Here is a 10,917-nt window from a genome sequence, read left to right as displayed (position 1 = left end):
TTTTAAAGATTCTCCTTGTTGGTTGATGATTCGATTTAACCACCCGTTCCTGAACTGATCCTGAAATAAACGATAAATTTTCAGTAATGTTTGAATATTTTTATTCGATATAAAAAATATTGATTCAGGTCAAAAATGAATAATCGGTTTCTGAAATTCAGTCTGAGTTCAGATAACGCTTCTATGATTCTTCTCTGCATGCTAATTCAGTGGAGAATGCAACTTGAATGATCTGCTTCGTGTATATAAAACAGCTATGATAGGTGCCTTTTTTTTAACGAGTTTTGGGCTTTCTGCGGAGCCGGTGTTTTTCAAGATAGATGGCACTGTTTCTGTGCTCAAGCGGCGTCTTTTTCTACCGCACACTTTTCCGGATTCAATGTCGTTGGCTCAACGGGCTCGCAATTTCTGACCTGGCGACTTCCCCAGCAGCTCGGTGTCCGCTGTTTGGCTTGCTCCAGCACACGCTGACGCTGAGCCAGAATGGCAACATCCTCGCCAGTATGCCGCTCTTGCGGTGTGACGAAGCGCAGTTTGCTGTGCTTGTGCTCGGTGTTGTACCAGGTCACGAAGCGACCTACCCAGCGCCCCGTGCATCACTGAGGCTTTTAAAACCAGATGAAGGCCACTCTGGACGATATTTCAGCGTCTTGAACAGCGATTCCGAGAAGGCGTTGTCATTGCTAACCCTTGGCCGACTATACGAGGGTATTACGCCGAGCTCTTCCATTTTCGCTTTCATGGTCTGGGCCTTCATCGGTGCGCCGTTATCAGAATGCAGCACCAGAGGTTGATGGAGGCATTGCTCGCGGAGCAGGCAGCGCTGCAATAAACCAGCCGCATAATCACCGCTCTCAACCTCGTAGACTTCATAACCCACGATTTTCCGGCTGTACACATCTTCAAACATGTACAGATAATAAAACTGCCCACGCACCGTTGAAGCCAAGTACGTAAGATCCCAACTCCAGAGCTCACAAGGCCCAGCGGCATGATGTGTGGTCGCCTCTCGGGAGCGTTGGGGCGCCAGGCTTTGGCCTCGATGATTCAATTGGTTGTGCGCTCTCAGTATCCGGTAAAATGACGATTCAGAAGCCAGATACACACCGTCATCCAGCATCGAGGGTACGATTTGAGATGGCGGCAGGCTATCGTAACGGGCTGAGTTGCAGGTCGACAAGATCCTCGCCTGTTCCTCTTCAGTGAGTTTGTTCGCAGGTTTGGGGCGTACCGCCTGCGGGCGCTTATCGGGCTGTACCTGGCCTTCACGGAACCAACGACGATAGGTGCGCAGGCCAATACCGGCTTCACCGCAAGCTTTGAATAATCGGGCTCCAGCGTTGTTCGCTTCCTGGATCAGGTCAATGGTTACCCTGCGCTCAGAGACCGGGGTCAGTCGTCCCCGTTGTCGTCCTCCCAGAGCGCATCTGGAGGCAATGCCCTGTTGCGGCGAGGGGAACCCCTGACCGCCGCGGCGCAGCGGGCCAACGTGAAGATTGCAGCCCAATCTCTGGCCGACATCGTCCGCGCAGGCCACCAGCTGGTGGTCACTCACGGTAATGGTCCGCAGGTAGGCCTGCTGGCGCTTCAGGGCGCCGCCTATAAGCCGGACGAAGCCTACCCCCTGGATGTATTGGGCGCGGAAACCGAAGGCATGATCGGCTACATCATCGAGCAGGAACTGGAAAATGCCCTGGATCATGACCGGCCAGTAGCAACCCTGCTGACCCAGGTTCTGGTGGACAAGGACGACCCCGCCTTTAAAAAGCCGACAAAATTTGTCGGGCCGGTGTATGACAAGGAAGAAGCGGAGACCAAAGCCGAAGCCGCTGGCTGGCACATTGCCCAGGATGGCGACAGGTGGCGGCGGGTAGTGCCCTCGCCCAAACCCCTGGAAATTCCCGATATGCGGGTGCTCCAACTGCTGCTGGAACAGGGTGTTGTGGTGATCTGTGCCGGAGGCGGCGGTATCCCCATTCTTCGCCGGGACGATGGCAGCATGATCGGGATCGAAGCCGTCATCGACAAGGATGCCGCCAGCGCACTACTGGCCAGCCAATTGGGTGCAGACGCTTTGCTGCTCCTTACCGATGTGGATGCCATATGCCGTAACTTCGGCAAAGACACCGCCGCCCCCATCCATGAGCTGACGCTCGATGAGGCCCGCAAGCTGGACCTTCCCGCAGGCTCCATGGGCCCGAAAATAGCTGCTGCGGGAAATTTTGTCGAAAGTGGGGGTGTCAGTGGTATTGGTAAGCTGGAAGACGCGCTTGCCATTTTGACTCGTGATGCAGGCACGCGAATCCTTCCCGCTGTTTAGCCCTTAATTGCCAAAGTGGAAAGTTTGATGCGTATCAATTCCTCATTATAGAGAGGCTCTTTTTTCATCTTTTGTTGGATTTTTTCAGCATGAATTCAGGCTCATGAGTTTTAGTGGTAGGTAATGGCTGTCTGCTGGCGTAATTGGCAAAACGAAACAACATAAGGGAAAGGGAAGATGGATATTAAAACCTTCGGAGAACTTATTAACTGGACACGGGACCTGCATGCTCATCTTGCAAGATGCCTGTCCCACTGCGCCACTAAGAATGAAGAAGAGCGAGCACAAGCGTTGCTGGACTATTTGGCGACCCATGAATCGGAAATGGAACGTATTGTGAACGAGTTCAAGTCGCAGGGCGATTCCAAAGTGTTGGAGACAAGGGTCTACGACTACCTGTCTCACCATCCCATTAAGACCCACAGAACCTGCGATGAGCCATACGCACAGCTGGATTTTGAGGGCATATGCAGAGAAGTATTCGATTTCCATGATCAGATAGAGGACCTTTATCGCACCATGGCCGACAAAGCCGAAATTCCCGAGGCGAAAGAATTACTGCAGTCGTTGCTAACCATGGAAGAGAACGAAGCTATGCGATTGGCCAGGCAGATAGGGCGTATGAACGACCTCTGATCAGGACACTGAAAATCTTTCTCCGGTGCAGTAAAAGGGTGTTGATACATGGCGGGGTCTTCCGGTCAGTTGCGGGTTTTCAAGATGGGTATCAATACTCATCAGGAACCTGTTGTCTACATGCGTGATGATTGTGATGTCTGCCTTTCAGAAGGATTCTCCGCCAGTTCCAAGGTGGGAATTTCCTCACAGGGACGATCCATCATCGCAACTCTCAATATTTCTTCTGACGAAACGGTTCCCAAAGGGTATGCGGGGCTTTCAGATATCGCCATAGAGCGGCTCGGGGTGGCTCAGTCTGACCTGGTTTCAGTACATCATGCGCCCTATATCGAATCCTTGAGTCTGGTTCGTCGGAAAGTATTCGGACACAGCTTGCTTCCGGCTGAGATGGCCCGCATTGTCTCCGATATCTCCGCACACAAATACAGCGATGTCGAAATAGCCTGTTTCCTGAGCGCTTGTGCGGGTGGCAGATTAGGTTTCGATGAGATTGTTGCTTTGACCCAGGCGATGGTGAATTGCGGACAACAGCTCGATTGGCCAGGCGTGGATCGTGTGTTCGACAAACACTGTGTTGGAGGCCTGCCGGGCAACCGGACCACGCCGCTGGTTGTGTCGATCGTCAGCGCAGCAGGCTTAGTAATGCCTAAAACCTCCTCCCGTGCCATCACCTCACCGGCGGGAACAGCGGACACCATGGAAGCGCTGACCAATGTGAGGCTTGGGCTGAACGAGATTCGCCGTGTGGTCAGAGAAACCGGTGCCTGTCTCGCCTGGGGTGGGGCGATGAACCTCAGCCCGGCTGATGACCTGTTGATTCGCATCGAGAGAGCGCTGGACCTTGATGGTGAGGGCCAGCTCGTGGCCTCGGTGCTGTCCAAGAAGATTGCTGCCGGTTCCACCCATGCGGTGATTGACATTCCGGTGGGGGAGACGGCCAAGGTTCGAACGCCCGGCGATGCCGACCGGCTGGCCTCTCTTTTCACAAGCGTTGGGGCGGCCTGTGGGCTGAAGGTACGCTGCATCGCGACAGACGGCAGCAAGCCGGTTGGTGCAGGGATCGGGCCGACAGAGGAGGCCCGTGATGTTTTGGCCGTGCTGCAGGGAAAGCGGGGTGCGCCGGAGGATCTACGGAGCCGCGCCATCATGCTGGCTGGCCATTTGTTCGATCTGGCTGATGGTCGTGGCGTGAAAGAGGGGATGGTCAAAGCAGAACGACTACTTCAAAACGGCTCTGCCTGGGGGCAGTTCAAGCGTATAACAGAGGCTCAGGGAGGGCAGAGGAGCTTAGGTGAAGCCCGTTTTAGGCGCCCAGTTCTGTGCTCGGAATCCGGAACAATCGTGTCTATCGACAATCGTCGGCTTGCCCGTGTCGCCAAGCTGGCAGGCGCACCTGCCAGCTCTACCGCAGGGCTGCGGCTACTGGCGACCGTCGGTGATAGAGTCACTAAGGGAGAGCCTCTCTATGAATTGCTCAGTGACAGTCCGGGGCAGCAGGATTATGCGCTGGCGTTTAACGATATGGGGCCGGCAATCTTCACTGTAAAGCGAGAGGAATGATTGTGGACATTACTGAAGAAAGTGTGTTGTTCAGCCTTGCTCCCCATCCATTACGGGAAAAACTTTGTGATCGGCTCAATCTGGAGCCGGGAAGTTTGGAGGTGCGGAGGTTCCCTGATGGTGAGTCCTACTTACGTGTGCTCACATCAGTCAAAGGTGCGAACTGCGTAATATTGGCCGACCTAACGCATCCAGACACCAAATACCTTGCTCTCCTGTTTCTCTTTGAAACTCTCCGGGAACTCGGTGCCAGGTCGATTGGGTTGGTGGCGCCCTATCTTTGCTATATGCGCCAGGATCGACGCTTCGAAGAAGGGGAGGCGGTCACTTCCAGGGTGTTTGCCCAGTCTTTGTCTTTACATATCGACTGGCTGATCACCGTTGATCCACATTTGCACAGGTACCAGTCTCTTGACGAAATCTACAGCATACCCACGCAAGTTGTTCAGGGAGCACCGGCGCTGGCGGATTGGCTACGGGGGCAAAACGGTCTGTTGCTGGTAGGTCCGGACGCGGAAAGTGAGCAATGGGTATCAAGTATCGCGCAGGCCAGTAACCATCCTTATGTCATTGGCACCAAGCAGCGTCTGGGTGACCGGCGCGTTGAAGTCACCTTGCCGGATATCTCGGCGTATAACGGCCGGAAAGCCGTCATCATTGATGACGTTATTTCCAGCGGACGCACCATTGGCGAGTGTGTCAGGGCACTTAAGGCGCAAGGCACGGAGGCCATCCTGTGTGCGGCGGTGCATGGCATTTTTGCGGAGGCCTCGGACACCTACCTTCTGGGTACCGGCCTGCAGACGCTGGTGACCACCAACACGGTTCCACACAGCAGCAATGAGATCGATGTCAGCGAGTTGCTGGTGCCGCCGGTCAGGCATTTTCTCAATCAGGTGGAGGGTGAGCGCCGATGAACATTACATTTCTGGGTGGCACGGAAACCGTGACCGGCTCCAAGTTCCTGGTTGAAACCGGCCAGACACGTGTATTGGTCGATTGCGGCCTGTTTCAGGGGTACAAGTGGCTGAGAAAGCGCAACCGGCAACCGTTGCCGCTCGATATTGCCTCGCTGGATGCCGTGCTTCTGACCCATGCCCATCTGGATCATTCAGGCTACATCCCCGTGTTGTACAAGCAGGGCTTCCGGGGGGCGGTTTATACCCATCATGCCACCCGAGAGCTATGCAGCATATTGCTGGCCGATAGCGGCCATCTTCAGGAAGAGGAGGCACATTACCTCGGCCGCCATAAGCTGAGCAGGCATGAGAATCCGGAGCCCCTGTATGATCAGGAGGATGCAGAAGCCTGCATGGAGCTGTTTCAGTCGGTGGACTTTCACCAAGTGATCCAGCTCGGTGATATACGCTTTCATCTGCGACCGGTCGGGCACATTCTCGGGGCGGCCTGTGTCATCATCGAGGCGGAAGGTAAATGCGTCGGTTTTTCCGGCGATGTGGGCCGCCTCAATGATATTTTCATGAGGCCACCGGCACCCCTGCCAGCACTCGACATGCTGATGCTGGAATCAACATATGGCGATCGTCGCCACGAAGACGTGGATTTGCTGTCACAACTGGCGGACATCGTTAACGAAACGGTCGACAAAGGGGGCAATATACTGATTCCGGCCTTTGCCGTGGGCAGAGCGCAGGTCTTGCAGCATATGCTCACCGACCTGATGAAGGCGGGACGAATTCCAAGGTTGCCAGTTTATCTGGATAGCCCCATGGCGATTGATGTTTCTGAGATTTACTGCCGCTACGAAGATCAGCATCGGTTGAGCAGTTCAGAATGCCATGAAATGTGCAGCACCGTTCACTATAGCCGCAGCGTCCAAGACTCCAAGGCGCTGGCTGACCAGGCCTACCCGCACGTAATTATTGCAGGCAGCGGTATGGCAACGGGCGGTCGCATTCTTCATCACTTCAAACGTCTCCTCGGCCAGCACCGTACAACCGTTATCTTTGCCGGTTATCAGGCAGGGGGGACACGAGGCGCCAAAATGGTTGATGGAGCGGAAAGGATCAAGATCCACGGCGACTGGATTCCGGTCAAGGCCCGGCTGGAGGTGTTGAGTGGGCTTTCCGGGCACGGGGATTTCGCAGAGATTGAACAGTGGCTTGCTCAGAGTGACCTGGCCCCCGAAACGCCGATCAACCTGATCCACGGTGATCCGGAGGCGCTGGAGGCGCTGAGGGATCACTTGCGTCAGAACACCCGGTTTGAGGTGGATGTGGCAGGCTACCAATCCATTTTGCGTCTTTGATGTGAGACCGGGCAAATACCCGGGGTAATCCGGATATTTACGGCGAGGATTTCTAGTAGGCCACCATTAACGTCAGTAGAGTTATCAGGGAGAGATCATGAACGGCTATTCCATTGAGGATTCACATCGAGTCCAGCAGCGTGCTGCCCAATACCGGCAGCGTTACCCCCAGTTTGCCAACTGGGCAAAAGGGCGCGGGGTGATCGAACATACCGATTTGACCCAGGTGCGCGTGTTCGACCTGTGCCAGGAACTCGTTTGTGCCGGGCGTTATGACTCGCTCGACGATGCCCTGATTATTTTCGAGGCTGCAGACACCCTCACCAACGCGGCCATGTGGCTGGTAGCCCACATGACTTATGCCAGCAGAGTGGACCTGTCCGGACAGCCGCTGGCGGCGGATGACTTCAAGGAAAATCCTCAGGGGCATACCGGTGGTTCGCTGAACATGGTGCCTGCCTATCTTGGCTACACGGCCGCCAACGCGTTGGCGGGGCTGACCCGTAGCTGGCTGATGGGGCAGGGGCACTGTGTGGCGGCTATCGAAAGCGTCAACATACTGCTCGGCAATCTGCATCCAGAACAGCAGGCTCGGTACACGCTCGACGAGGTGGGGCTGTCCCGGCTGGTGAGTGACTTTTACAGCTACGCCGTCACTCCGGATGGCACACCGGGGGTTCCCCTGGGCAGTCACGTCAACCCCCACACTGCCGGCGGGCTGATCGAGGGCGGATATCTGGGCTTCGCTGAACTGCAATACACCCACATGCCGCTGCCGGGGGAGCGTCTGGTCGCGTTTCTCAGTGATGGGGCATTTGAGGAGCAGCGGGGCAGCGACTGGGCAAGCCGCTGGTGGCGAGCCGAGGACTGTGGCCTGGTGACCCCGGTGATGATTGCTAACGGGCGCCGCATTGATCAACGGTCAACCATTTTTCTGCAAGGGGGGGTGGACTGGTTCCGGCAGCACCTGGAGCTCAATGGCTTTTACCCCATACTCATTGATGGCCGCGATCCTGCGGCCTTTATCTGGGGCATCTTCGAGGCCGAATCGAGGCTTCAGGCGTGCAGCGAACAGGTCAGCGCCGGCCACATGAGGTACCCTGTAAAGCTCCCCTATCTGATTGCCGAGACGGTCAAAGGCTATGGTTTCTATGGTGCTGGTTCAAACGCGGCGCATGGTACCCCGCTTCCGGCAATACCGAGATTTGATGAGGTCTCGCGCAGGCACTTTAACGAATCCATTGCCCGTTTGTTTGTGCCCGAGATCGAGATTCACGGCGCCCGCGACGTGCTGGCAACTCACCGGGCAGACGATCGGCCTGCGGAAAAGGATCATCCGCTGAGTTGTCGTGACGTCAAGCTGCAAACTGTACCCGAACCGGTCTGGTTGCAAACGGCGGTATCAGAGTCGCCCATGGTGGCGATTGATCGGCAGTTTGTTGCCCTTGTAAAGGCCAACCCGGCGCTTCGTATTCGCCTGGGGAACCCGGATGAATTGCGTAGTAATCAGATGAACCAGTCGCTTGACCTTCTGAAGCATCGCACCCTGACGCCCGAGCCCGGCCTTGCGGAATCCCTTCACGGCTCGGTAATCACAGCCCTGAATGAGGAGGCCGTTGTCAGCGCCGCTCTGGGTAATAAGGGAGGTATGAATCTGGTGGTGTCCTACGAAGCGTTTGCCATGAAAATGATTGGCGCTCTTCGGCAGGAAATTATTTTTGCGCGACACCAGAAAAGTCTCGGTCGGCCCGCCCGATGGTTATCCGTGCCGGTCATTGCGACGTCGCACCTCTGGGAAAACGGCAAGAACGAGCAGTCTCATCAGGACCCGGCCTTCGGCGAAGTCCTGATGGGAGAAATGAGTGACACTGCCCGCGTTGTCTATCCTCCCGACTGCAATAGTGCTGTGGCGTGCCTTAACGAGTGTTTTCGAACCCAGGGGCAGTTCTGGGCCATGACGGTTCCCAAGGCAAAACTGCCTGCCGTTTTTGACGGCCGTCAGGCTGTGCAATTGGTTCGGGATGGTGCCATCGCTCTTGGTGAAGCCGGTGATGTGCAGTTGATCGCTGTCGGCGCTTATCAACTCCGTGTTTGCCAGGAGGTCGCTGAAGCGCTGGCTCAGCGGGGGCTTTCGTGCGGTGTGGTCTGCCTTCTCGAACCTGGTCGATTCCGGAGTCCCCGGGATCCAATGGAGTCAGGGCATCAGTGTGGTAGTTCTTACAGTTCCGAGCTGTTTCCCCACGATACAAAACTCAGGGTGTTCGTGTGCCATATGCGCCCAGAAGCCTTGCTGGGAATCTGCCGTCCTCTTGATCTCGGGCCTGATCGAACGCTGGCGTTTGGCTACGAAAACCATGGTGGCACCCTGGACACATCGGGGCTGCTGCAGGCCAATAAATGTGATTCACATTCAATAGTGCAGGTGATCCTGTCAAAAACTGGCTCCTCAGGCGCTGATAAGGCGACATTGTAGCGATGGAGCGCGAGGATCGATTTACAACAGTCTTTACGGGGAAAAGTAAAGCGTTGGTGATCACCGTGCTGATTCTCACACTAAAACAATCCGGGCGGCAACCGATTCAGCTAGCCGCCCGACATATAGGTAAATCATGCTATGAATGAATCGTTCAATCACGCTGGGGCCTGGGGCATCACACTGATCGTTATCGTTCTGGTGTCCTGATTCTTTTACCGTTACAGGCAGGGGGGACACGAGGCGCCAAAATGGTTGATGGAGCGGAAAGGATCAAGATCCACGGCGACTGGATTCCGGTCAAGGCCCGGCTGGAGGTGTTGAGTGGGCTTTCCGGGCACGGGGATTTCGCAGAGATTGAACAGTGGCTTGCTCAGAGTGACCTGGCCCCCGAAACGCCGATCAACCTGATCCACGGTGATCCGGAGGCGCTGGAGGCGCTGAGGGATCACTTGCGTCAGAACACCCGGTTTGAGGTGGATGTGGCAGGCTACCAATCCATTTTGCGTCTTTGACGATGCCCTGACGGCCATCTTCGAGGGCGACCTGAATGAGCCGCTTAAGATCCGGCAACGACCTTGGTCGCGGCGGCTGCCGAGTGCTAGAGTGGGCGATCTCATTGGCTGGAGTGAGAGGCAGTGGCCCTGATCCCGGCTCCAACCTGAACAGTAATGTCATAAGGAGTGTTTGGTGAAATCCCAATCCTGGCTCTGGTCTCTGATAGCGGTGTTGGTGCTCGCCGGCGGTTCTTATGGGGTTTTTGTTCTGTTTGGGGAAGAGCCCTTGCCGCAGGGAATCGTCTATGGCAATGGCCATATCGAGGGGCGGGAAGTGCGGATCGCGGCCGAAGTGGCCGGTCGGGTCATCGAGCACCATCTCGCGGAAGGCAGCAAGGTTTCGGCTGGCGACACGGTAGCCGTGATCGACCCCGCCGATGCCAGAGACCGCCTGCGCTCGGCACAGGCCGAGCTGGCCTCGGCGCGGGAAGTCCGTGACGGCTTCGACAGCCAAATCACCACCTGGCGTCATCATCTCAAGAATGCCGAGAAACAACGGCAGCGGATCCGGGACTTGCGGTCCCGCAATCTGGCCAGCTCGAGTGATCTGGATCAGGCGGAAAATGCCGTCAGTGAGGCCCGGGGCCGACTTGAGTCTCTCCAGCGGCAGAAGGATGCCGCCGAAGAACAGGTGGCTGCAAGGGCGGCGCAGGTGGCACTGGCTGAATCGCAACTGGACAAAGCGGAGGTTGCCGCGCCGCTCTCCGGAACCATCCTGATCCGGGCGGTGGAGACGGGAGAGGTTGTCGATACCGGCCAGCCGCTGGCCACGATGGTGAATCTGCAGCAGCTCGAACTCAAGGTCTATGTCCCCGGTGATATCCTCAACCGGATCAGCTTGGGGGATCCCGCCAGAATCCGCGTGGACGGTTTGCCCGGGGACTTTTCCGCCAAAGTCGGCAGGATTGACGATTTCGCCCAGTTCACCCCCCGCGATGTCCACATGCCCGACGAGAGAGTTCGGATGGTCTATGGCGTTACCCTGGTGCTGGATAATCCGGCCGATGCTCTGAAACCGGGTATGCCGGCAGATGCCTGGATTCGCTGGGATCCGGACGCCGAGTGGCCAGCGACCCTCTCGGTTCCGGCGCGCTGAGCC

8 protein-coding genes and 1 pseudogene are annotated in these 10,917 nt (G+C 56.3%); 8 read left to right on the top strand and 1 reads right to left on the bottom strand.

Annotated elements, in window-relative coordinates; genetic code table 11:
• Positions 1-338: 338 nt before the first annotated feature.
• Positions 339-1,432, bottom strand: a pseudogene (locus LWH94_RS13205) (IS3 family transposase); the annotation flags it as partial.
• On the opposite strand from LWH94_RS13205, the gene arcC reads away from it, so the two are divergent.
• The 8 genes from arcC (at position 1,406) to LWH94_RS13165 (ending at position 10,914) form a co-directional block, all read left to right on the top strand.
• Positions 1,406-2,320, top strand: a complete 915-nt coding sequence (gene arcC, locus LWH94_RS13200) for a carbamate kinase (RefSeq protein ID WP_232902521.1) — start codon at positions 1,406-1,408, stop codon at positions 2,318-2,320. The pseudogene LWH94_RS13205 and the gene arcC sit on opposite strands and share 27 nt — an antisense overlap.
• Before the next feature lie 177 nt (positions 2,321-2,497).
• The gene (locus LWH94_RS13195; protein WP_099615960.1) at positions 2,498-2,956 is read left to right on the top strand and encodes an ATPase; all 459 of its coding nucleotides are present in this window, start codon (positions 2,498-2,500) and stop codon (positions 2,954-2,956) included.
• Positions 2,957-3,004: 48 nt separating this feature from the next.
• A complete protein-coding gene (locus LWH94_RS13190; protein WP_269802594.1) occupies positions 3,005-4,519 on the top strand; it encodes a thymidine phosphorylase family protein in 1,515 nt (504 codons plus the stop codon).
• Complete coding sequence (locus LWH94_RS13185) at positions 4,516-5,436, top strand: ribose-phosphate diphosphokinase (protein ID WP_091854517.1); 921 nt, start codon at positions 4,516-4,518, stop codon at positions 5,434-5,436. The genes LWH94_RS13190 and LWH94_RS13185 overlap by 4 nt, the downstream gene beginning before the upstream one ends.
• Positions 5,437-5,465: 29 nt before the next feature.
• Positions 5,466-6,788 carry an MBL fold metallo-hydrolase RNA specificity domain-containing protein gene (locus LWH94_RS13180; RefSeq protein WP_232902519.1) on the top strand — a complete coding sequence of 441 codons (1,323 nt, stop codon included), beginning with the start codon at positions 5,466-5,468 and terminating at the stop codon, positions 6,786-6,788.
• Between the two features lie 97 nt (positions 6,789-6,885).
• On the top strand, positions 6,886-9,261 hold the full coding sequence (locus LWH94_RS13175; protein ID WP_232902518.1) for a xylulose 5-phosphate 3-epimerase: 2,376 nt from the start codon (positions 6,886-6,888) through the stop codon (positions 9,259-9,261).
• Positions 9,262-9,512: 251 nt separating this feature from the next.
• Positions 9,513-9,776 carry an MBL fold metallo-hydrolase RNA specificity domain-containing protein gene (locus LWH94_RS13170; protein WP_228152682.1) on the top strand — a complete coding sequence of 88 codons (264 nt, stop codon included), beginning with the start codon at positions 9,513-9,515 and terminating at the stop codon, positions 9,774-9,776.
• A 175-nt stretch (positions 9,777-9,951) separates the two neighbouring features.
• Positions 9,952-10,914 carry an HlyD family secretion protein gene (locus LWH94_RS13165; protein WP_008172531.1) on the top strand — a complete coding sequence of 321 codons (963 nt, stop codon included), beginning with the start codon at positions 9,952-9,954 and terminating at the stop codon, positions 10,912-10,914.
• The last annotated feature ends 3 nt before the right edge of the window (positions 10,915-10,917 follow it).

The organism is Marinobacter sp. G11 (assembly GCF_021282325.1).
Lineage (GTDB): Bacteria > Pseudomonadota > Gammaproteobacteria > Pseudomonadales > Oleiphilaceae > Marinobacter > Marinobacter vinifirmus.
This window is presented reverse-complemented; position numbering and strand designations above follow the sequence as displayed.